Source organism: Streptomyces sp. NPDC051563, from assembly GCF_044454225.1.
Lineage (GTDB): Bacteria > Actinomycetota > Actinomycetes > Streptomycetales > Streptomycetaceae > Streptomyces.
In genome coordinates, this window is record NZ_JBITDL010000013.1 from 160,225 (window position 1) to 182,509 (window position 22,285).

Genomic DNA, 22,285 nt, shown 5'->3' on the forward strand with positions numbered 1-22,285 from the left:
GGGCTCAGGCCTGGCCGGCGAACTCGTAGCCGGCCTCGTCGACGGCGGCGCGCACGGCGGCCTCGTCGAGCGGGGCGGCCGAGACCACGGTGACCTCGCCGGTCGCGGCGACGGCCTTGACCGAGCTGACGCCCGCCAGGGCGGTGAGCTCGGCGGTGACCGCGCCCTCGCAGTGCCCGCAGGTCATGCCGGTCACCCGGTAAACGGCGGTGGTCTGGGTGTCCGTGTCGGCGCTCATGTCGTTCTCCTCATCAAGGGCGTTCGTGGGGGCCGGAAGCCGGCGGATCGCTCGTGGAGGGTCCACCGTTCATCCCGACGCTTCGAGACTATACCCCTAGGGGGTATCAACGCGAGTATCCGGTGGGCATGTGGCGAGATCTTTTGCGGTGGACAATCACGGCGAAGCGTATGTAAATGGCACACATGGCGCACTCGGGGATCACTCTCATCCTGATCATGTCGATCGCGGTGCTCGCGCCCCTGCTCGCCTACGGGGTCTCGCGCTGGCTCCCCGTCCCGCTGGTGATCTTCGAGATCGTCCTGGGTGTCCTGGTCGGACCCGACGTCCTCGGCTGGGCGCGCTCCACCGAGGTCATCGACGTGCTCAGCGAGCTCGGCCTCGCGATGCTGATCTTCCTGGCCGGCTACGAGATCCAGTTCGCGCAGGTCAAGGGCGACACCCTGAAGCGGTCGGTCTGGGCCTGGGTGGCCGCCCTCGCGCTGGGGCTCGGGATCGGACTGCTGCTGTCGGGCGGCGGGTTCGAGAAGGGCGTCTACATCGGCACCGCACTCACCAGTACCGCCCTCGGCACGATCCTGCCCGTCCTGCGGGACTCGGGGGACCTCCAGAGCCGGTTCGGCTCGGTGATGATGGCGATGGGCGCGGTCGGCGAGTTCGGGCCGATCATCGCGATGGCCCTGCTGCTCAGCGGGCGGGCCCCGGCGCAGTCGGCCGCGCTGCTGATCGGCTTCGCGGTGCTCACGGCCGCCGCCGTGTTCTGGGCGATGCGGCCCAAGCCGCCGTGGTTCGCCCGGGTCATCGCCAAGACCCTGCACAGCAGCGGCCAGTTCGCGGTGCGCCTGGTGATGCTGATCCTCGTGGCGTTCCTGGCGCTGTCCGAGGTGCTCGGCCTCGACGTCCTGCTCGGCGCCTTCGCCGCCGGGCTGATCACCCGGCTCGTGCTGCACGGGGCCGCCCCGGAGAGCAGCGAGGCCGTGCTGTCGAAGGTGGAGGCCTTCGGCTTCGGCTTCCTGGTGCCGCTGTTCTTCGTGGTCACCGGGATCGAGTTCGACCTGACCGCACTGCTCGGGGGCGGGCGGGCACTCCTGCTGCTGCCGGTGTTCCTGCTGCTCTTCCTCGTGGTGCGCGGGCTCCCGATGTGGCTGCTGGCCCCCCGGGACCTCGGGCGCAAGGACCGGTCGGCGCTGGTCCTGTTCGGCTCCACGGCGCTGCCGCTGGTGGTGGCGATCACCACCCTGGGCGTGCAGGCCGGAAAGCTGGAGTCGGGGGAGGCCGCGGCGCTGGTCGGGGCCGGGATGGTGTCCGTACTGGTCTTCCCGCTGATGGGGCTGCGGTTGCGGGCGGGATCCGGCGACGGGTCCGGTGCCGGGGCCGGACCGGGCCCGGGCGGGCCGGGTCCCGGAGGTGTGGGGGAGATGGTCAGTGAGGAAGAGGCGTGGTGATCATCGGGTCCAGGTAGCGGAACAGGACCGTCTTCAGTTCCTTGACGTAGGCGGCTCGTTCCGCGCCCTCGCTGGCCAGGATCAGTTCGAGCGAGGTCTTGACGATGCCGAGCACCATGGTGGCGACGTGGGTGAGCTCGGCGTCGTTGGCGGGGGCGCCGTCCGCGGCCGGCGTGACGCACGCGCGCAGCACTCCTTCGACGCGGGTCAGCATGCCGACGTGGAGCTCGTCGTGTTCCTGGGCGATGCCGGGGATGCCGGAGCCGTGCATGAGCGCCAGGAAGGCCGGGTTCTCGCAGTTGAAGGCGATGACCGGGTCCAGGACGGCGTCGAGCAGTTCGGGCAGCGGGCGGTCCAGGTTCTCGGGGAGGAAGGCCCGGCCGTGGGCCTCGTGGGCGCGCTGGAGGAGGTGTCCGCCCAGCTCGACGGCGATGGCCTCCTTGTTCGGGAAGAACTGGTAGAGCGTGCCGGGGGAGACGCCGGCCTCGCGGGCGATGGCGTTGGTGCTGGCGGCCGCGTAACCCGTTCGGCAGAACACCCCGGCGGCGGCCGCCAGGAGCTGGGCGATCCGGCGCTCGCCGCGGGCCTGGCGGCGGCGGGGGGCGGCTTCGGCCGCCGTGGCCTCGGCGGCCGAAGCCTCGGCGGTTGTTTCGACCGTTTCGTCCGTGTTTTTGGTCCGAGAGGTCTCCCGCATGTCCAATCCCTTGCTTCCCGTTGCTTCCCGTGGGTGATTGACAAACGCGAGAGGTCGCTCGCATTCTTAGAGAACGCGAGCGACTGCTCGTGTTTGTCAGTCTAAGTGGCCTGGCAATCACGGTGAAGGGGACACCGAGACATGTCCGAAGTCAAGAAACCGCCGTCGCCTGGGGAGGGCGGCCGGTGGACCGGGTTCGTCACCACACGGCCGAGGCTCTCGCTGCTGCTCGCCCTCGTGGTCACGGCCCTGGCCGTCTTCGCCGGCGGCGGCGTCGCCGACCGGCTGGGAAGCGGGGGCTGGGAGGATCCCGGCGCCCGCTCCACACATGCCACCGAAGTCCTGGAGCGCGAGTTCCCGGGCTCCCGGCCCAATCTCCTCCTGCTCGTCGACGCCACGGCCGCCGCCGGCCCGGCCGGGGTGGACGACCCCGCCGTCGCCGCCGAGGCGGAGCGGCTGACCGCGCGGCTCGCCGCCGAGCCGGGGGTGACCGGCGTCGGCTCGTACTGGCGGACCGGGCTGCCCACCCTGCGCTCCGAGGACGGCCGCCAGGCCCTGATAGCCGCCCGGGTGCTCGGCGACGAGAAGACGGCCAATGCCGTCCTGGAGCGGATCGCCCCGAGCTACCGCGGCGAACACGGACCGGTGGAGGTGTCCCTCGGCGGCCCGGCCGCCGTCCAGCGGGAGGTGACCTCCACCATCCAGGAGGACCTGCTGCGCGCCGAGCTGATCGCCCTGCCCGTGACGCTCGTCCTGCTCGTCCTGGTCTTCGGCAGCGCCATTGCGGCCCTGCTGCCCCTCGGTGTCGGCATCATCGCCATCATCGGAACCAATGCCGTGCTGCGCGGGCTCACCGAGTTCACCGACGTCTCCGTCTTCGCGCAGAACCTGACCACCGCCCTCGGACTCGGCCTCGCCGTCGACTACGCCCTGTTCATCGTCCGCAGGTTCCGCGAGGAGCTGGCCGCCGGACGCGACCCGGTGGCGGCCGTCGGAGTCACCCTGCGGACCGCCGGCCGGACGGTCCTGTTCTCGGCGCTGACCGTGGCCGTCGCCCTCTCGGCCATGCTCTTCTTCCCGATGTACTTCCTGCGCTCCTTCGCCTACGCCGGAGTCGCGGTGGTCCTGCTCGCCGCGGCGGCCGCGCTCGTCGTGCTGCCCGCGGCCCTGGTGCTGCTGGGGGAGCGGGTCAACTCCCTCGACCTGCGCCGGCTGTGGAGCCGGACCGCACCGGCCAGGAGCGGCCCGGGCCGGGCCGGGGGAGGGAAGGGCTGGGCCCGGCTGACCGACCTGGTGATGCGCCGCGCACCGGTGTTCGCCGTGGTCACCACGGCCGGACTGCTCCTGCTCGGAACGCCGTTCCTCGGAGTGGAGTTCGGCACCGTGGACGACCGGCAGCTGCCGGCGACCGCCGCATCGCACGTGGTGCAGCAGCACATCCGCGACGGCTTCCCGGGCAGCCCCGGCGGAGCGCTGACCGTGCTGACCGAGGGGGCTTCCGGAGCCGCCGATCTCGACGCCTACAAGCGGCGGGTGGAAGCCCTGCCCGGAGTACTGGGGGTGGAGGGTCCGGTGAGCGCGGCCAACGGCAGCGGATCCGCCTACTTCTCGGTGCTGACCCAGGGCGAGGAGGTGGGGCAGGAGGCCCAGGACCTGGTGGGCCTGGTCCGGGCCGTGGACGCGCCCTTCGACACCGCCGTGACCGGACAGGCCGCCGTGCTCGTCGACGCCCGCGACGCGATCGCCGAAAAGCTGCCCCTGGCCCTGGCCCTGGTGGTGCTGGCCACGCTGCTCCTGGTCTTCCTGCTCACCGGGAGCCTGCTCATCCCCCTCCAGGCGGTGCTGCTCAACGCTCTCAGCCTGACCGCGATGTTCGGCGCGGTGGTGTGGGTGTTCCAGGAGGGCCACCTCTCCGGACTGCTGTCCTTCACCTCCACCGGGGACATCGAGACCACCCTGCCCGTGCTGATGTTCTGCATCGCCTTCGGACTCTCCATGGACTACGGGGTCTTCCTCATATCCCGGATCAAGGAGGAGTACGACCGGACCGGGGACCACGAGGGCGCGGTCCGCGCCGGGCTGACCCGCACGGGCGGGCTGATCACCGCGGCGGCCGTGATCCTGGCGGTGGTGATGGTCGCCATCGGCAGCTCGCGGGTCACCAACACCAAGATGCTGGGCCTGGGAATCGCGCTGGCCGTACTGATGGACGCGATGGTGGTGCGGAGCCTGCTGGTGCCGGCGGTGATGAAGCTGACCGGGAAGGCCACCTGGTGGGCGCCGGCACCGCTGCGCAGACTGCACGAACGCTTCGGGCTGAGCGAGGGGGAGCCGGAGTCGGTCGCCGAACAGCCCGACTCCGACTCCGACTCCGAGCCGGTGCCCGCCGGGAGCCGCTAGCGGACGGGGCCCGGGAGGGTCCCGTCCCCGGACGGACGCCGCGTCAGTCCTCGCGGCGTCCGCGGTTGCCGGGCCGGCGTGCCACCCAGGTGCGGATGGTGTCGGCGTACCAGTAGGGCTTGCCGCCCTCCACGTGGTCGGGTGGGGGCAGCAGCCCGTGCTTGCGGTAGGAGCGCACCGTGTCCGGCTGGACCCGGATGTGAGCGGCGATCTCCTTGTACGACCACAGCTGTCGGTCGCTCATCCTCGACACCTCCTTGTCCACGCCGCGGGGGCCGGCCGGGAGGCCGTCGGGGGAGCCGGCGCGTGGACACTGACGATCACTCAGGTTGTGCCCGGAGAACGACGCAGGGTGAGCTCAGGGGAGGGTCTGTCGTCCGGCTGTGACGGAAGACCCGCGTAATGCGGACATGTGTGACACACCGGCGACCCCCGTGACACAGGTGGCACATGGGGAGCGGGCAGGACGCCCGGTCGCAGCCGTCACATGGGGAGGGAGAACAGCCGTAGCGGTCCCGAGGGCCAGAGCGCGTCCTCGTGCAGGGGGGTCACCATGGTGCGGAGCGGCATGGCGACCAAGCGGTCTCCGGGCTGTTCGACGAGGACCTCCCCGTCGAGCGGGTGCCAGCCGAGCCGCCCGTACAGCGGCACGAGCGGCGGCCGGCAGAACAGGAGCGCGTGCCGGGGGCCCATCGTGCGCGCATGGGCGAGCGCGCCCGCCAGGACGAGCCGCGCCAGCCCGCGCCCCCGTACATCGGGTGCGACGGCCACTCCTCCGACGCCCACCACCTCCGTCCGGGCGGCGCCGACCGCGACGGGCAGCCGCAGCAGGCCGGCGTGTGCCACCAGCCGGCCGTCGTAGGCGACGCCGAAGTGTTCCGTCTTGGGCAGCCACGTCAGGCCGGCCGCGTCCACACCGAACGGGTCGGGGCCGCCGCCGAGGATCTCGTCCTGCTCCGTCTTCGTGTACCGGGGCAGTCGCATCGCGACCGGGGCCGCGGAGGAAGGTGTCTCGGGCATTCCCCCATGATGCCGCTGCCGGCCGGGAGACCGGTTGCGGGGCTGGTGCCCGGCCCGGACGGCCGGATCAGCAGTACAGGGAGGGGCGTTCGGCCAGATCCACCCGGGTCCGTACGCCGCTGCGGGCCGCGGCGAGGCCCGCGGCGGAGACGGCCGCCGCCGCATAGCCGTCCCACGCGTCGGGGCCGTCCACCCCGCGCAGCGCGGCCGCCGCGACCCAGTGGCGGAGCTGGCGGTCGTAGGCGTCGGCGAACCGCACCGTGAAGTCCTGGTCGATCTCCCCGCCCCACCGGCCCGCCGCCTGGACGACCATCGCGTGGCCGTCGCCGATCCGGGCCGTGCCGGACTCGCCGACCGCCTCGCACTGCACCTGGTAGCCGAAGCCGCAGTTGACGAAGATCTCCACGTCGACCACGGCGCCGCCGGAGGTCTCCATGAGGACGAACCGGGGATCGCGCAGCCCCTCGGGGGCGGCCGAGGCGGGCCTCGGGGAGAGCACGGTCACCGCGGTGATCTCCTGGCCCAGCAGCCAGCGGGCCGCGTCCACCTCGTGCACCACCGAATCGCTGATCAGCATGTCGCTGGTGAAGAAGGACGGTGAGGAGGCGTTGCGGTGCCGGCAGTGCAGGAAGAGGGGCCGCCCGATGCCACCCGCGTCGAGCAGCTCCTTGAGCCGCGCGTACTCGGCGTCGTAGCGCCGCATGAAGCCGACCTGGACGAGCCGGCGGCCCAGCCGCGCCTCGGCCTCCATGATCCGCAGGGCGCCCGCCGGATCGGGCGTCAGCGGCTTCTCGCAGAGCACCGGCAGCCCCCGCTCCAACGCCTGCAGGATCGCCTCCTCATGGGCGGGCCCGGGCGAGGCGATCAGTACGGCGTCCACCCCGGGCGCGGCTATCGCGGCCGCCGGATCGGTGTGCGCGCCCGCCCCGTCCAGACCGGCCGCGACCTCCTTGGCCCGGTCCCCGTCCGGGTCGGCCACGGCCACCACCCGGGCCCCGCCCACGGTCCGCCCGAAGCGGCGGACGTGGTCGGAGCCCATCTTCCCGGTACCGATGACGGCGATGCCGAGCGTGCTGGTCATGTTCTGTTCCTCCAGGAGGGTTCGTACAACCGGGGGATCCGGTTCAGCGGGCGCCGCAGGAGCGCAGGTACGCGCGGGTGCGGCGGGCGATCGGCAGCGGCCGGTCGGGCGGACACGGGTACATGTCCTGCTCCACGATGGCGAACAGGTCCACGCCGAGCCGCTCGGCGGCCGCCAGCACCGGTTCCAGCGCGGGTACCCCCGCCGGCGGCTCGCACATCACCCCGCGGGCCACGGCCGGCCCGAAGGGGAGCTGGTCCCGGACCACTTCGGCGAGGATCCGCGGATCGACCTGCTTGAGGTGGAGGTAGCCGATCCGCTCGGCGAAGGTCTCGATGGCCTGCACGCTGTCGCCGCCGCAGTACGCGTAGTGCCCGGTGTCCAGGCAGAGGGAGACCAGCGCGGGATCGGTGGCGTCGAGGAAGCGCGCCACGTTCTCCGGGGTGTCGATGTGCGTGTCCGCGTGCGGGTGGACGACGAGCCGCAGCCCGTACTCGTCCTGGACCCGCTTCCCCAGCCGCTCGGTCTGCGCGGTCAGTTCGCGCCAGGTCTCCGGGGTCAGGGTGCGGTCCTCCAGCACCTCGCCGGTCTTGTCGTCGCGCCAGAAGGAGGGGATCGAGACGAGGTGCGCCGCGCCCATCGCCCGGGTCAGTTCCGCGATCCGCGACACGTGCTTCCAGGTGTCCTCCCACACGGCGGGCCCGTGATGGAGTCCGGTGAAGACGGTCCCCGCGGAGACCCGCAGGCCGCGCGCCCCGAGCTCGTCGGCGAGCCGGACGGGATCCGTGGGGAGATAGCCGTAGGGGCCGAGCTCGATCCACTCGTACCCGGCGTCGGCGACCTCGTCGAGGAACCGCTCCCAGGGGGTCTGCCGCGGATCGTCGGGGAACCAGACCCCCCAGGAGTCCGGAGCCGATCCGACACGGATACGGGTCAACGCGGGTGGTGAGGACGTCATACGGCCACCTTAGGGTGCGAGGCTCTCGGGTACGGGGAGCACTCGGTCGGGAGGAATGGTGTGGTGATGGCTGCGGATCCGTTGGCGTTCGACCTGATCACGATGGGGCGGATCGGGGTGGATCTCTACCCCCTGAAGACGGGCGTACCGCTCGCGGAAGCGGACACCTTCGGGAAGTTCCTGGGGGGTTCCCCGACCAATGTCGCCGTCGCGGCGGCCCGGCTGGGCCGGCGGACGGCGGTGATCACCCGGACCGGCGCGGACCCCTTCGGGGGGTATCTCCGGTCGGAGCTGCGCGGGTTCGGCGTGGACGACCGGTGGGCCGGCGAGGTCGCGGCCTATCCCACGCCGGTCACCTTCTGCGAGATCTTCCCGCCGGACGACTTCCCGCTCTACTTCTACCGGTACCCGAAGGCACCGGACCTGGAAATCGCCGCGGACGAGCTCGACCTCGACGCGGTGCGGGCGGCCCGGGTGTTCTGGATGACCGGCACCGGTCTCAGCGCGGAGCCGAGCCGGACGGCCACCCTGACCGCGCTGGAGGCGCGCGGCCGGAGCCCGCTCACGGTGTTCGACCTGGACTGGCGGCCCATGCTGTGGCCCCCCGGGGCCGGGGCCGGAGACGGGGCCGGGTCCGCAGACGAGGCCGGGTCCGCCGGGCCGGGGGAGTGGTACCGCAGGGCGCTGTCCCTCGCCACGGTCGCCGTGGGCAACGCCGAGGAGTGCGCGATCGCCACCGGCGAGAGCGAGCCGTACGCGGCCGCGCGGGCCCTGCTCGGGGCCGGCGTCGAACTGGCGGTGGTCAAGCGGGGCCCGGCGGGGGTCCTGGCCGTGCACCGGGACGGGACGGCGGTGGAGCTCCCCCCGGTGCCGGTGACCGTCGTCAACGGGCTGGGCGCGGGGGACGCCTTCGGCGGGGCCCTGTGTCACGGGCTGCTCGCGGGATGGGAGTTGGAACGGGTGATCGGCTACGCGAACGCGGCCGGGGCGATCGTGGCCTCGCGGCTGGCGTGTTCGACGGCGATGCCGTTCGCGGCGGAAGTGGAGGAGGTGCTCGGCGATGCCGGTGGCGTCTGAGTGGGCGATGGACCGGACGAGGCTGCTCGTCCTCGACCTCGCACCCGGTGAGGTGCACGCGCACCCGTGCGGGGAGTCGGAGTGGATCGTCCTCCCCCTGGCGGGCGGCTGCGAGCTCCGCTGCGCGGAGCCGGCCGTCGCCGGCGAAGATCCAGCCCCTCCGGCGTTCGAGGAGCGGGGTCCGGGGCGGCGCCCCGGGAGCGGACCGCAGGTCTTCCGGCTGCGGGGGCGGCGCGGGGTGTTCGACGGCCCCACCGACTTCGCCTACCTCCCCCGGGACGGCCACGCCGAGGTCATGTCCCGCGAGGGCGGCCGCTTCGCGCTCGTCGGTGCGCGCTGCGAGCGCCGCCTGCCCGCGCGGTACGGGCCCGCCGCCGGGGTCCCCGTAGAGCTCCGCGGCGGCGGACAGTGCTCCCGCCAGGTCAACAACTTCGCCGCCGCAGGCGTCTTCGACTGCGACCGCCTCATCGCCGTGGAGGTGCTCACCCCCGGCGGCAACTGGTCCTCGTACCCGCCCCACAAGCACGACGAGCACCACCCCGGCGTGGAATCCCGGCTGGAGGAGATCTACTACTACGAGATCGCCCCGCACGGGGACACGCCCGGCCTCGGCTATCAGCGTGTCAGCCCCTCCCCGGCGGGGAAGACCGACATCCTCACCGAGGTGAGGACCGGTGACGCGGTCCTCATCCCGGACGGTTGGCACGGCCCGTCCATCGCCGCGCCCGGCCACGACATGTACTACCTCAACGTCATGGCCGGACCCGGCACGACCCGGGAGTGGCTCATCCGCGATCACCCCGATCACGGCTGGATCCGCTCCACCTGGACCGGCCGGGACATCGACCCCCGGCTGCCCTTCCACCACCGAGCGGAGGATCCCGCATGACGCAGACCGTCCGGCTCACCGTCGCGCAGGCCCTCGTCCGCTTCCTCGCCCGCCAGTACACCGAGCGCGACGGGCACCGGCAGCGGCTGATCGCCGCCACCTGGGGGATCTTCGGGCACGGGAACGTCGCCGGGATCGGCCAGGCCCTGCTGGAGTCCGGCCGCGAGGAGATGCCCTTCCTCCAGGGCCGCAACGAGCAGGCGATGGTGCACGCCGCCGTCGGGTACGCACGGCAGAGCGGGCGGCTCTCCGCGCACGCCGTCACCACCTCCATCGGCCCGGGCGCCACCAACCTCGTCACCGGGGCCGCCCTCGCCACCATCAACCGGATCCCGGTGCTCCTGCTGCCCGGGGACGCCTTCGCGACCCGGCCCGCCGACCCCGTGCTCCAGCAGCTGGAGGTCCCCCACGCGGGTGATGTCTCCGTCAACGACACGCTGCGCCCCGTCTCCCGTTACTTCGACCGCGTCACCCGTCCCGAGGCCCTGATCCCCACCGCCCTCCAGGCCGTACGGGTGCTCACCGACCCGGTGGGCACCGGCGCCGTCACCCTGGCGCTGCCCCAGGACGTCCAGGCCGAGGCGTACGACTGGCCCGAGGAGTTCTTCGCCGAGCGGGTGTGGGGCGTGCGCCGGCCCCGGCCCGACCGGACCGAGCTGGCGCGGGCCGCCCGGGCCGTACGGGGCTCCGCGCGGCCGCTGCTCATCGCCGGCGGCGGGATCCGGCACAGCGCCGCCGGGGCGGCGCTGGCGGAGTTCGCCGCGGCCACCGGGATCCCGGTGGCCTCCACCCAGGCGGGCAAGGGCGTCCTGCCGTGGGACCACCCCGCCGATGTGGGCGGGATCGGGCACACCGGCACGGCCACCGCCGCCGCGCTGGCCCGCGAAGCCGATCTGGTGATCGCGGCCGGGACCCGGCTCACCGATTTCACCACCGCCTCCGCGACCCTGTTCCGGGACCCCGGCGTGCGGTTCCTCGGGCTCAACCTCGACCCGTACGACGCCCACAAGCTCGCCGCCCGCCCCCTGGTCTGCGATGCGCGCGAGGGCCTGGAGGAACTCCTGGCGGAGGTCACCGGGTACCGGGTGGACCCCCCGTACGAGGCGGCGTACAAAGAAGGGAAGAAGACGTGGGAGCGGCTGGTCGACGGGGCCTACGCGGCTCCCGACGAGGACGCCGTCCCGACGCAGGCACAGGTGCTGGGCCTGCTCGACGGCCTCGTCGACGGTGACGACATCCTGATCAACGCCGCCGGTTCGCTCCCCGGGGACCTGCACAAGCTGTGGCGGGCCCGCTCCGCGGACCAGTACCACGTCGAATACGGGTACTCCTGCATGGGCTACGAGATCCCCGCCGCGATCGGCACCGCGCTGGCCGCCCCCGGCCGGCCGGTGTGGGCGCTGGTCGGCGACGGGACGTACCTGATGAACCCGACCGAGATCGTCACCGCCGTGCAGGAGGGCGTCCCGGTCCGGCTGGTGATCCTCGACAACCGGGGATACGCCTCGATCGGCGGCCTCTCGCAGGCGGTGGGCGCCGAGGGGTTCGCTACCGCCTACCGGTTCCGGGCGGTGGACGGTTCGTACGGCGGTGCGCCGCTGCCGCTGGACCTGGCGGCCAACGCGGCCTCCCTGGGGATGGCCGTCATGAGCCCCCGCACCATCGGTGACCTGCGCAAAGCCCTCGCCGAGGCGCGGGAGGCGGCCCGTCCCACATGTGTCTACGTGCAGACCCGAACACCCGACACTGTGTCGGGCCCGCCCCCCGCACAGGCGTGGTGGGATGTCCCTGTGGCCGAGACCGCGACCCGTGCGTCGGCGGCCCAGGCCCGCGAAGAGTACGACCGGCAAGCCGCACTGCGACGTCGCCATCTGTGAAGGAGTCAGTCATGAAGACCGTCAACCACTGGATCGGTGGCAAGACCGTCGAGGGCGCGTCGGGCAACTACGGCCCGGTCACCGACCCGGCCACCGGTGAGGTCACCACGCAGGTCGCCCTCGCGTCCGCCGACGAGGTCGACGCGGCCGTACAGGTCGCCAAGGAGGCGTTCCTGTCCTGGGGGCAGTCCTCGCTGGCCGCCCGCACCAAGGTGCTGTTCGCCTACCGCGCCCTGCTGGACGCCAACCGCGACGCGATCGCCGAGCTGATCGTCGCCGAGCACGGCAAGGTGCACTCCGACGCGCTGGGCGAGGTCGCCCGCGGCCTGGAGATCGTCGAGCTGGCCTGCGGGATCACCGTGCAGCTCAAGGGCGAGCTGTCCACCTCGGTGTCCAGCCGCGTGGACGTCTCCTCGATCCGCCAGCCGATCGGCGTGGTCGCGGGCATCACCCCGTTCAACTTCCCGGCAATGGTGCCGATGTGGATGTTCCCGCTGGCCGTGGCCTGCGGAAACACCTTCATCCTGAAGCCGAGCGAGAAGGACCCCTCGGCCTCCACCCTGCTGGCGCAGCTGGCGAGCCAGGCCGGCCTGCCGGCGGGCGTCCTCAACGTGGTCCACGGTGACAAGGTCGCCGTCGACGCGCTGCTCGCGCACCCCGACATCGCGGCCGTCTCCTTCGTGGGCTCGACCCCGATCGCCCGCCACATCCACACCACCGCCTCCGCGAACGGCAAGCGGGTCCAGGCCCTGGGCGGCGCCAAGAACCACATGCTGGTACTGCCGGACGCCGACCTGGACGCCGCCGCCGACGCCGCCGTCTCGGCCGCCTACGGCTCGGCCGGCGAGCGCTGCATGGCCATCTCCGCGGTCGTGGCCGTCGGTTCGATCGCCGACACCCTCGTGGACAAGATCCGCGAGCGCGCCGAGAAGATCAAGATCGGCCCCGGCAACGACCCGACCTCCGAGATGGGCCCGCTGATCACCGCCGCCCACCGCGACAAGGTCGCCTCCTACGTGACGGGCGCGGCCGCGCAGGGCGCCGACGTGGTCCTGGACGGCACCGGCTACACGGTGGAGGGCAAGGAGAACGGCCACTGGATCGGCCTCTCGCTGCTCGACAACGTCAAGACCGACTCCGACGCCTACCGCGACGAGATCTTCGGCCCGGTGCTGTGCGTGCTGCGCGTCGACACCTACGAGGAGGGCGTGGCGCTCATGAACGCCTCGCCGTTCGGCAACGGCACCGCCATCTTCACCCGCGACGGCGGCGCCGCCCGCCGCTTCCAGCTGGAGATCGAGGCGGGCATGGTCGGCGTCAACGTGCCGATCCCGGTGCCGGTGGGCTACCACTCCTTCGGTGGCTGGAAGGACTCGCTCTTCGGCGACCACCACATCTACGGCAACGACGGCACCCACTTCTACACCCGCGGCAAGGTCGTCACGACCCGCTGGCCCGACCCGTCCGACGCCCCGGCGGGTGTGGACCTCGGGTTCCCGACGTCTCGTTGATGCCTGACGCCGGACAGGCGCCCCGAACCGCAGACCCCCGGCCAACCCTCACCGGCCGGGGGTTCCTGCTGCCCCGGGCCGGTTTCCCGTTCTCTCCATCGTGATCGCTTGACCCCGGGGTCACGGGGTCGGGAGCATCGAACGCGGCACGACGCCGAACGGGAGAGGGGAACCGGAAGCCATGAAGGTGACCAAGCTGATCAGCACCTGTGACGTGAAGGACTGCCCGACGATCTACGCCACCGACCGAGGCACGTTCCTCGTGCAGGGCGAGACGCCCGACGACCACGGGCTCAAGATTCCCGCTCACGAAACCCTCGTGGAGATCCCCGTCGAGCTGATCAAGAAGGCCATTGCCGATGGCCTCATCTAGCACCCTCGCCGAACTCTTCGAGCGGTTCCAGCACGAGGCGTTCCGCCTGGAGACCCTGGACGACTACGGCGGCTCCGGGAACGTTGACGCCTATCGCGCTTTCCAGGCCGGTCAGGAGCGGCCTGAGGGCTACAACGCCGGATGGGTCGAAGAACTCCGAGGACTCACACACGAGGGCAAGCGGGTGTACCGCGTGCACGTCCTCAAGCGGCCCCTCTCGGAGTACCTCCGATTCGAGCTGGGGTGGGGCTACCGGACGAACATGACCGGCGGGGAAGAGTTCTTCATCCTCGACGTGACGGACGCCCCTAACCCGCTCGATGCCGTCCCGGACTTCTGGCTCTTCGACTCCAAGGACACCGCCGTGATGCGGTACGACGAAGCCGGGGCGTACCTCGGAGCCGACGTTCTGCCGCAGGACGAAGCCGCCGCTTACGTCGCCTACCGGGAAACGGCACTCGCCCACGCGGAGCCGTTCACCGACTGGTGGGCCAAGTACGGCGAGTGAACAAAGCACAGCTCGGGGCCACGCTGCGGGCACTGCGAGAGGCGTCCGGGAAGGAAGCCAAAGCGGTTGCCCGTAGCGCACTCATGTCTCCGTCCAAGCTCTCGAAGATCGAGAACGCCAACCTCCTCCCGAGCGCCACGGACGTGGAGCGCATCCTCACCGCCATAGGCGTCTCTGACGCGATCAAGGCCGAGTACACGGAGGCGGCCCGCGCGGCGACCACAGAGGCCACCGCATGGCGGCTCCTCAAGCGAGCCGGCATTCACAAGGGCCAGCAGGCGGCGAAGGCTCTGGAAGCTCAGATGGCCAGCCTGCGGCTGTTCCAGCCGGCCCTGGTACCCGGGCTGCTCCAGACACCCGAGTACATCCGCGCCATCCTCCAGCGTCATGACCTGAGCGAAGATGCCCTCACGCGGACGATCAGCGGCAGGCTTGAACGCCAGGCGGTGCTGTTCGACAGCACGAAGAAGCTGCGCTTCGTCATCACGGAGTCTGTCCTTCGGTGGCGGATCGTCCCGCCGCAGATGATGGCCGCACAGCTCGACCGCATCGTCTCGATGTCCAGGTTGGCCCACGTGGACATCAGGGTCGTGCCGCTGTCCGCCCCTCAGACGGACATCGCCAATCACGCCTTTGTCGTCCGGGACGACCGGATGGTGACGGTCGAAACCGTCCACGCCGAGATAGTCGTAACGGACCCGCGCGACGTCGAAATGTACGTCCGGAAGTTCGAAGGGTTCGAGCGAATCGCCTTGTCCGGCGACGGAATGCGGAGCTTCGTCGAGAGCCTACGAGACGGATTCTTGAGGGAACGGGAAACGGGCTAGGAACGCCCACCTGCCCTGGTCAATATTGCTGCCGACGCAGTGACGGCGACCGCGAGGGGTGCGACATGGCAAAGGCGAAACCGGCAGAGGCCCCGAAGCTTGATCGGGGCGTGTGGGAGTACCTGACTTTCGCGCCCGGACACGAGTGCTCGGCCTGCAAGCGCGAGGTCGGGCCGCTGGAACCCGTCCGCCGGGCTGTCGTTGACCGTGCGTCCGGTGCGCCCGACGTCAGCTACAGGCACAACAAGTGCCCGAGGGTGCAGGGCGTGGCCGCCTGATGGAGATGCAGACCTGGCGGGACGGGCGGGCGAAGGCCACCGACGCCACGGAGGCGATACGTGCGGCCCTGGCCTCCCTCGGCCTCCCCGGATCCGCGTGGGGCGGCAACATCGACAAGGAAGGCGTCCGCCGTCCCCCGGGGAGCCATCGTCTGCCGGAAGGCCACAAGAGGTCATCGACCGATACCGGCAGGCTGTAGCCGAGTTCCCCGTGACCGGCATGCCGCCGATCCAGACGGCGCACTGGCTGATGAAGCCGCCCTCGACGATCCGGGGGACGTGGACAGAACCGAAGGAGGCGGCGAATGGCTAGGCCTCCAACTCGCATAGTTCCGTTTCCGGGCCCGGGCTCCCCGGGCCGCGGGATCCGGAGTTAGAACAGCGACCAGACGTCCGCCGTCGCCGTCTGTGACCAGAGGGGGTCGCCGTGCCCGTAGCCCGGGACGACGGTGAAGCGGACGCGCGGGTTCCCGCCCGCCCGGATCAGCCGGGGGCCGCGGCCGTGGTCCCCGCGGCCCAGTTCGGTGTTGATCCACACCACTTCGGCGGAGATCCGCTCCCAGTCGATCGCGTACGTCTTCCCGTCGCCCGCCCAGACCGCGGCCAGGTCCCGCGCCAGCGCGTCCGGGATGAGCCCGCTGCCCAGGGCGGCGGCGGCCGCGTGCCAGGTGGCCGACGTGGTGTGGGCGAGAGAGAAGCGGTCCCCGGACGGGGTGGCCCCGAAGGCGTACGAGCCCGCGGCGTGGCCCTGTGTCTGGATCCAGTCCGCCGGGCCGGGCAGCAGGGAGGTGCGGACCAGCACGAAATGGGCCAGCCCGGCGTTGGTGAAGCGGAGCCCCGGGTCCGGGGGCCAGGGGACCTCGGAGGCGCCGCCCGGGTCCGTGACGGCCCGGGCCAGCAGCGGCGCCAGACCCGGGTCCATCGCGTACGCACCCCGCTCGATCCGGGCCGCGAACACGTCCCGGGTCTGGGCCGCCCGTACGGCCAGGTCCCCGGAGTAGGGGCCGGTCGTGTCCAGGGCCACCACCCGGGTCAGGCGGGGCGAGTCGTCGTGCGAGGCCGCGTCCAGGGCGAGCAGGGCCCCGGCGGAGTGGCCGACGTACTGGTACGGCAGCTCCAGCGCCCCGTCCAGCGCCTCCACCACCGCGGCCAGATCCCGGCGGTGCGCCGCGAGCCCCCAGTCGGGGCCGATGTCCTGTGCGGACGCGGCGTCCTCGCGCGGGGTGACGCCGACGACGAGCAGGCCCTCGCGGCGCAGCCGGTGGGCGAGGTTCAGGTCGGACGGGGTGAAGAAGGAGGAGGCGAAGTTCAGCCCGCCGCCCGGCAGGAGGTACGCGATCCCGTGCGGGGTCCGCCGGGTGTCCGCGACCACGTCCACCGCGACCGGGGCCGGACCGCCGTCCTCGAGCGGCAGCGTGAGCCGGATCCAGCCGTCGCCCGGGACGTACACCGCGGTGCCGGTGCCCAGCGTCCGCTCGACGAGGGCCAGCAGTCCGATCCCGACGGCGGCGGTGTCCGCCGGCGGGCCTGCGGGGACGGTTCCGTGCGCCGGCCGGCCGGGCCCCGCGTCGTCGTGCTGTCGTGCCATGTGTGGTGCCTCCCGGCGCCTTCCCCTGCCCGGCGATGGCCGAATGCCGTCACCTGGGGACACCTTTGCCGATCATCGGGCTTCAGCCAAGTCCGGTGCCGGTTCCGGCCGTTCGGCGGCCGCGGCCCGGCGGCGCCGGCGCAGTACGCGGGCGGCGACGGCCGCCCCGGCCAGGATCAGGAGGGCGCCGAGCGCGGTCCACGGCACGGCGAGGAAATCCGTGGCGGAGGAGGAGACGAGGTCGGGGTAGGCGGAGGCGCCCGCGGTGATGTCGACGGTGACCCAGTCCGACTGGGGCGCGTCCGCCCAGTCCTCGGTCAGCTGGATCCGCTGCCCCGGCAGCAGCACGAGCTTCAGCTCGCGCGAGGGCCGGTCGAGCACCCGGCGGCCGAACAGCCCCTCGGCGGAGACCGTCACCTTCGGCTCGACGACCACGTTGCCCCGGTTGACCAGGGAGTACGTGATCCTGGCGCGGGAGTCCTTGACCCAGGGCAGCAGCGGCGCCGCCCGGCTGACCTTCACGTCCTCGACGCTCAGCCCCGGGGTCACCGGCCCCGGAACCCGGAAGTACAGCCGGGCGCCGACCTGGCGCTTCACCCCGACCTGGACCTTGCCCTCCTGCTGGATGCCCTCCACGGCGGTGTTGAGGGCGACGATCCCGCCCACGTGGTCGCCGGGGGTCGCGTCCGCCGGGACCTTCACGGAGAACGGGAAGTCCTTGCGGCCCTTGGGCGGCACGGTGACGGTGTTCCTGGTCTCGGGCGGCAGGACCACCCAAGTCCCCACGTCCTTGGGCTTCGTCTCCACCGGCAGCAGCGCGAAGCCGCCGCCCACCGGGGTGTTGACGGCGTCGGTGGCGAAGATCTGGAACGTCAGCTCCTTGTCGGAGGAGTTCACGATCGTCGCGCTGTCGCTGATGGTGCTGCCGGCCTCCCCCTGGTGGAAGAAGTACGCCCGGTCGGTCATCGCCGCACCGGCCGGAGGGGTCGGGAAGACGCCCCAGGTGCCGTTGTCCGCGGCCGTCGCGGGCAGGGCCGGGAGCAGCAGGGCGGCGAGGCCGAGGAGCAGGCCGAGGAGGAGGGTGCGGGTGCGCATGGGCGGTTCTCCAGTCGGGCCGGACGGGGCGGGGATCGCCGGTGGTTGCCTTGGGATGCCGGGTGGTGCCGGGGAGGTGCGCGGAAGGGGGGGGGGGGGGGGGGGGGGGGGGGGGGGGGGGGGGGGGGGGGGGGGCGGGCCGGCGCGCCCGCCCCCCCCCCCCCCCCCCCCCCCCCCCCCCCCCCCCCACCCGGGTGGAGCGGGGCCGTACGGGTCAGGCGATCGAGAAGGTGACGACCGACTGGTAGCTGTCCGCGAACATGAACGGCGGGAGCTGGATCATCCCGGCTCCGCCGATCTCGAACTCGCCACCGGTCAGGTTGTCGCCGCCCGGGGCCGCCGAGGCGACCTTCAGCGGGACGTCGGAGATCGCACCGGGCGTACCCGTGGTGCAGGTGCTCGGGCTGGCCGGGTTGGTCACCTTGCAGGTCGGCTGGATGCCGATCTGCGCGGTGGCCATGGAGTGGCCGGTGACCGTGTTCAGGAACGGCGTCCGGGTCGCGGAGACGTCCCAGCCGAGGGTTCCGCCGCGGAAGTCCTGGACGGCCATCGCGGTGAACTGGCCCACGACCGACTGGGACTTGCCGTTGATGGTGACCGAACCGAAGCTGACGGCGGGGTTGCCCGCCTGCGGGCCGATGGCCAGCGGGCCGGGCAGGACCTCGACGTCGACCGGGTTCTGCACGCCGGGCTGCTCGACGATGAAGGCGAAGTCCTTGTACGGAAGGACCGCGCCGTCGATCCGGATCTTGTCGGCGGGCTGGTTGACGACGATGTCGCAGGTCGCGACGCCGGCCGCGGTGGCCGTGCCGGTACCGGTGTCACCCGTGGCCGTGCCGTTCTTGAGCGCGGAGCAGGTGACCGGGCCCGCCGGGAAGTTGGCGCCCGTGACGACGACGGGCGTGCCCGCCTTGCCGCTGTTGGGCGTCAGCTTGGTGGTGATCGGGTCCTTCGGCAGGGCCTCCACGGCCACCGAGCCGAGCGAGGCGCTCGGACGGGGGTTCGGAGTGCAGGTGGTGGTGAAGACCGAGCCCATGAGGCTCGCGTCGGTCACCGCCAGGTCCAGGGCCACGCTCACCGTGGTGCCCTCGGAACCGTCCGGGATCTTGACGGTGCCGGAGAACCCGGCCGGGTCGAGCGGCACGCCGGGCGTGACGTTGACCGTCTCGGGCGGGCTGACCACCGTCTGGAGGGTCGAACCGACCTTGAGGGTGATCTTGGAGACGTTGGTGGTCGTCACCGCGAACCCGGGGATGACCGGACTCGGACCCGGGTCGATCGTGACCGGGACCACGTCGCCGGCCTTCGCGCCGTCGGGCAGGGTGACCGTGTAGTTCTGCGTGCCCGAACCACCCGGCTGGGGCGCGGGGGCGACGCAGTCCATCGGGACGGGCGTCGTCTTGGTCGCGGCCTGCGCGGTGCCCGACAGGCCCACCACGCCGCCCGTCAGAGCCAGGGACAGAGCGCCTGCCCCGGCCAGAAATCTTCGTCGGAACGTTGTACTCATGGGGTCGCGACTCCTTCGTCATACGAACCCTCCCCCCACCCGCTGTGTGGGGGAGGTCGAGCCGGTGCGGTGGCCGACATTGACGCGTCGCGGTGATGAGAAGTCAATGACTTGCTTTCGCCCGAAGCACACAGAAATTGATGTGCCATCAGGCCGGGTGGAGAGGTGCCCCGTGCGGGCGGGACGGGTGGGGTCTTCGGGCGGTCCTACGGGCGGTCGTACGGGCGGCCTTCGGGGCGCGGGTCCGGGGTGGGCCGGCCGGGGTCCGCCGGGGCGGGGTCCGCCGGGGCGGGGATGCGCCGCCGGCGGAGGGCCCCGTACGGGCTACTTGTCGGTCGGGACGTGCAGCAACCGGTTCGGCGTCCCGGCCGGCAGGGCGGTGATCCGGTCCCGCACGGAATCCCGTACGAGTACGTCGGCCACCTGGGCGGGCGTCTGGCGCGGGCCGCCGGCCGCCAGGCCCCGGGCGAGCACCAGCGCGGCGGCGCCCGCCACGTGCGGGGCCGCCATCGAGGTGCCTGAGGCGCGGGCGGTGGCCGTGGCGGAGCCCTTCCAGGCGGAGGTGACGGCCACGCCGGGGGCGGAAAGATCCACGCAGGCACCGTAATTGGAGAAGGCGGGCCGCTGGTCCAGGGCGTCCGTCGCACCCACCGTAAGTGCCTGCGGGACCCCGGCGGGGGAGCCGGTGCAGGCGTTCTCACCGGAGTTGCCCGCCGCCACGGCGACGGTGATCCCGGACGCGATCGCCCGCGTCACCGCCCGGTTGAGCGCGAAGCTGTAGCCGCCGCCCAGGCTCATGTTGGCCACCGCCGGGGTGGCCGGCGACTTGAGGGCGTCCTTCACCATCCAGTCGAGCCCCCGCGTGATGGCCGACAGGGTGGCGTCCCCGCGGCAGTCCGCCACCTTCACGGCGACGAGCGAAACCCCCTTCGCCACCCCGTAGGTGGCCCCGCCGACGGTCCCCGCGACGTGCGTGCCGTGGCCGTTGCAGTCGGTGGCACCCTCCATGAACACCGCGTTGGCACCCCAGCGGGCCCGGCCGCCGAACTCCTGGTGCAGCGTGTTGATCCCGGTGTCCACGATGTACGCCGTGACCCCCTCGGCCTTGACCGGGTACGTGTACGACCCGTCGAGCGGCAACTCCCCCTGATCGAGCCGGTCCAGAGCCCAGGGCGCGGAAGCCTGGACGAGGGGGGCGGCGCCGGGGGTCTTCCCGGCGGGGGTTTTGCCGGGCGGGGTCTTGCCGGGCGGTGTGGTCCCGGGCGGGATGGTCCCGGGCAGGGTGGCGCCGGTGGGAGGCGTTCCGGTGGGAGGCGTTCCGGTGGGGGCGGTCACGGGCGGGGTGCTTCCGGTGGGGGGCGTGCCGGACGGGGTGGTCCCGGTGGGACTGTCGTCGGCCGGGGCGGTTCCGGGCGGGGTGGTTCCGGTGGGGGCCTTGCCGGGCGGGGCGGTCCCGGCGGGACTCTCGTCGGCCGGGGCGTCGGTGGGCGGGGTGGTTCCGACGGGGGCCTTCCCCGGTGGGGTACTTCCGGCCGGGGTGCTTCCGGCCGGAGCGACGCCGGCCGGTGTCTCGTCGGCCGGAGTGCCGTCGTCGGGGGCGTCGCCGGGCGGAGTGGTTCCGGCGGGCGTGCTGCCGGTCGGAGTGCTTCCGACGGGCGTGCCTCCGGTGGGACCGGCCCCCGTCGGGGTGCTGCCTGCCGGAGTGCTCCCGGCAGGGGTGTCGCTCCTCGGGGTGCTTCCCGCAGGCGTGTTGCCGACCGGAGCGATCCCGCCGGCCGGAGCGGTCCCGGCGGAGGCGTTGCGAACCAGTGCACTTCCGACCGGTGTGCTCCAGGCAGGAGCGCCGTCGTCGATCCGGAAGACCGCGTCGGGCTCCACGGAGGCGACCCGGGGATCGGCGGCGAGCGCGGCGGCGCGGGCGGCGGTGGTGCGGACGGCGAAACCGCTGAGGACGGTGTCGTAGACCGCTCCGACGGTGTCGCCGGAGGCCTCGGCCTCGGCCGCGAGGGCCCGGGTGGCGGCGGCCGCGGAGGCGCGGGTGGTGCTGTCCTTGAGGACGACGACGTAGGGGGCGGTGGGCGCGTCGGAGGCGGCGGCTGCGGCATGTGCGGCGTGCGGCGGCAGGGCGGTGGCCGCCGCCAGCAGGGCGGCGGCCGGGAGGAGCGCGGTGAATGCGGTCATGCCGCCGATGCTCGGCGAGCCAAGGTCCGCCCGCGCGGAGGGTGCGCCGACTGGCCCCACGACACGCCGCCCCGGGGTCGTCGGGTACCGCAGACACCCCCCTTCGAGCCCACCTGGCTGCGGCCAGGCGAAGTCCCGGACCAACCCCTGGCTGCGGCCAGGCGAAGTCCCGGACCAACCCCTGGTTGCGGCCAGCCGAAGTCCCGGACCAACCCCTGGTTGCGGCTAACCGAAGTCCCGGACCAACCCCCGGCCACGGACCAACCGCGGTCCCGAACCAACCCCCGGCCACGGACCAACCGCGGTCCCGAACCAACTGCGCCCAGCTCCCACCGTGGTCCGGCCCGACGACTCCGGTCCCGCCCGCTCTCTGGGCGGTCGCCCCCCCCGGGTGAACCGCCCCCCCCGGTCCAACCCCGGCCCTGGGCGAGGCCAGCTCCCGGACCGCCTGAGGTCCCGGACCGCCTGAGGTCCCGGGCCACCCCCGGCACGGGCCACCCCCGGCATGGGCCGGCCGCGGTTCTGGGTGAACCATGGCCGCGGGCCAATCCCGGTTCTCGGGCCAGCTGCGGTTCTGGGTGAATCCCAGCACGGGCCAGCCGAGGGATTGGGCGAGCCGTGGCCGCCGGTCAATCCCGGTTCCGGGCCAGCCGGGGGCCTGGGTGGCCCGGGGCCGCAGGCCAATTCCGGTCCCGGTCCCAACCCCGACCTGGGCCAAGTCCTGCCCCCCGGGCAACT

General features: G+C 72.6%; 20 protein-coding genes. 10 read left to right on the forward strand and 10 right to left on the reverse strand.

Annotation, left to right across the window (positions count from 1 at the left end):
* Nucleotides 1-4: 4 nt before the first annotated feature.
* Nucleotides 5-238 carry a heavy-metal-associated domain-containing protein gene (locus tag ACIA8F_RS17610; protein ID WP_399379693.1) on the reverse strand — a complete coding sequence of 78 codons (234 nt, stop codon included), beginning with the start codon at nt 236-238 and terminating at the stop codon, nt 5-7.
* Between the two features lie 185 nt (nt 239-423).
* On the opposite strand from ACIA8F_RS17610, the gene ACIA8F_RS17615 reads away from it, so the two are divergent.
* Nucleotides 424-1,683, forward strand: coding sequence for a cation:proton antiporter (locus tag ACIA8F_RS17615; protein ID WP_399379780.1), 1,260 nt, complete (start codon nt 424-426; stop codon nt 1,681-1,683).
* Here the strand turns inward: ACIA8F_RS17615 and ACIA8F_RS17620 are convergent.
* Nucleotides 1,661-2,377, reverse strand: a complete 717-nt coding sequence (locus ACIA8F_RS17620; protein WP_399379695.1) for a TetR/AcrR family transcriptional regulator — start codon at nt 2,375-2,377, stop codon at nt 1,661-1,663. The genes ACIA8F_RS17615 and ACIA8F_RS17620 overlap by 23 nt on opposite strands.
* Before the next feature lie 141 nt (nt 2,378-2,518).
* Here ACIA8F_RS17620 and ACIA8F_RS17625 point away from each other — a divergent pair, with 141 nt between their 5' ends.
* Nucleotides 2,519-4,777 (forward strand): MMPL family transporter, encoded by a 2,259-nt coding sequence (locus ACIA8F_RS17625; RefSeq protein WP_399379696.1) that lies wholly within the window; start codon nt 2,519-2,521, stop codon nt 4,775-4,777.
* 43 nt (nt 4,778-4,820) lie between these two features.
* On the opposite strand, the gene ACIA8F_RS17630 is transcribed toward ACIA8F_RS17625, so the two are convergent.
* From ACIA8F_RS17630 to ACIA8F_RS17645, 4 genes are all read right to left on the reverse strand, one after another.
* Nucleotides 4,821-5,021 (reverse strand): AlpA family transcriptional regulator, encoded by a 201-nt coding sequence (locus ACIA8F_RS17630; protein WP_112447104.1) that lies wholly within the window; start codon nt 5,019-5,021, stop codon nt 4,821-4,823.
* A 239-nt stretch (nt 5,022-5,260) separates the two neighbouring features.
* On the reverse strand, nt 5,261-5,797 hold the full coding sequence (locus ACIA8F_RS17635; RefSeq protein WP_399379697.1) for a GNAT family N-acetyltransferase: 537 nt from the start codon (nt 5,795-5,797) through the stop codon (nt 5,261-5,263).
* A 67-nt stretch (nt 5,798-5,864) separates the two neighbouring features.
* Nucleotides 5,865-6,878 carry a Gfo/Idh/MocA family protein gene (locus tag ACIA8F_RS17640; RefSeq protein ID WP_399379699.1) on the reverse strand — a complete coding sequence of 338 codons (1,014 nt, stop codon included), beginning with the start codon at nt 6,876-6,878 and terminating at the stop codon, nt 5,865-5,867.
* Nucleotides 6,879-6,921: 43 nt separating this feature from the next.
* Nucleotides 6,922-7,836 (reverse strand): sugar phosphate isomerase/epimerase family protein, encoded by a 915-nt coding sequence (locus ACIA8F_RS17645; RefSeq protein ID WP_399379701.1) that lies wholly within the window; start codon nt 7,834-7,836, stop codon nt 6,922-6,924.
* 66 nt (nt 7,837-7,902) lie between these two features.
* On the opposite strand from ACIA8F_RS17645, the gene iolC reads away from it, so the two are divergent.
* From iolC to ACIA8F_RS17685, 8 genes are all read left to right on the forward strand, one after another.
* On the forward strand, nt 7,903-8,913 hold the full coding sequence (iolC, locus tag ACIA8F_RS17650; RefSeq protein ID WP_399379702.1) for a 5-dehydro-2-deoxygluconokinase: 1,011 nt from the start codon (nt 7,903-7,905) through the stop codon (nt 8,911-8,913).
* A complete protein-coding gene (iolB, locus tag ACIA8F_RS17655; protein WP_399379703.1) occupies nt 8,897-9,802 on the forward strand; it encodes a 5-deoxy-glucuronate isomerase in 906 nt (301 codons plus the stop codon). The genes iolC and iolB overlap by 17 nt, the downstream gene beginning before the upstream one ends.
* Entirely contained in the window at nt 9,799-11,679 is a 1,881-nt protein-coding gene (gene iolD, locus ACIA8F_RS17660; RefSeq protein ID WP_399379704.1) for a 3D-(3,5/4)-trihydroxycyclohexane-1,2-dione acylhydrolase (decyclizing), read from the forward strand. Before iolB ends, iolD begins: the two co-directional genes overlap by 4 nt.
* A gap of 11 nt (nt 11,680-11,690) precedes the next feature.
* Complete coding sequence (locus tag ACIA8F_RS17665; protein WP_399379706.1) at nt 11,691-13,190, forward strand: CoA-acylating methylmalonate-semialdehyde dehydrogenase; 1,500 nt, start codon at nt 11,691-11,693, stop codon at nt 13,188-13,190.
* Between the two features lie 181 nt (nt 13,191-13,371).
* A complete protein-coding gene (locus tag ACIA8F_RS17670; RefSeq protein WP_033222303.1) occupies nt 13,372-13,563 on the forward strand; it encodes a hypothetical protein in 192 nt (63 codons plus the stop codon).
* Complete coding sequence (locus ACIA8F_RS17675) at nt 13,550-14,071, forward strand: DUF6879 family protein (protein WP_399379707.1); 522 nt, start codon at nt 13,550-13,552, stop codon at nt 14,069-14,071. Before ACIA8F_RS17670 ends, ACIA8F_RS17675 begins: the two co-directional genes overlap by 14 nt.
* Entirely contained in the window at nt 14,068-14,898 is an 831-nt protein-coding gene (locus ACIA8F_RS17680) for a helix-turn-helix domain-containing protein (RefSeq protein WP_399379709.1), read from the forward strand. Before ACIA8F_RS17675 ends, ACIA8F_RS17680 begins: the two co-directional genes overlap by 4 nt.
* 277 nt (nt 14,899-15,175) lie before the next feature.
* Nucleotides 15,176-15,376: a hypothetical protein gene (locus ACIA8F_RS17685; protein WP_399379710.1), complete on the forward strand. Its 201-nt coding sequence runs from the start codon at nt 15,176-15,178 to the stop codon at nt 15,374-15,376.
* Nucleotides 15,377-15,549: 173 nt separating this feature from the next.
* Here the strand turns inward: ACIA8F_RS17685 and ACIA8F_RS17690 are convergent, their stop codons facing one another.
* The 4 genes from ACIA8F_RS17690 to ACIA8F_RS17705 all read right to left on the reverse strand — a co-directional run bounded on the left by ACIA8F_RS17690 (nt 15,550) and on the right by ACIA8F_RS17705 (nt 21,547).
* Complete coding sequence (locus ACIA8F_RS17690; RefSeq protein ID WP_399379711.1) at nt 15,550-16,764, reverse strand: hypothetical protein; 1,215 nt, start codon at nt 16,762-16,764, stop codon at nt 15,550-15,552.
* Between the two features lie 72 nt (nt 16,765-16,836).
* Nucleotides 16,837-17,859: a WxL protein peptidoglycan domain-containing protein gene (locus ACIA8F_RS17695; protein WP_399379713.1), complete on the reverse strand. Its 1,023-nt coding sequence runs from the start codon at nt 17,857-17,859 to the stop codon at nt 16,837-16,839.
* A 214-nt stretch (nt 17,860-18,073) separates the two neighbouring features.
* Complete coding sequence (locus tag ACIA8F_RS17700) at nt 18,074-19,366, reverse strand: hypothetical protein (RefSeq protein WP_399379715.1); 1,293 nt, start codon at nt 19,364-19,366, stop codon at nt 18,074-18,076.
* Between the two features lie 324 nt (nt 19,367-19,690).
* The gene (locus ACIA8F_RS17705; RefSeq protein WP_399379717.1) at nt 19,691-21,547 is read right to left on the reverse strand and encodes a S8 family serine peptidase; all 1,857 of its coding nucleotides are present in this window, start codon (nt 21,545-21,547) and stop codon (nt 19,691-19,693) included.
* Between the last annotated feature and the right edge of the window lie 738 nt (nt 21,548-22,285).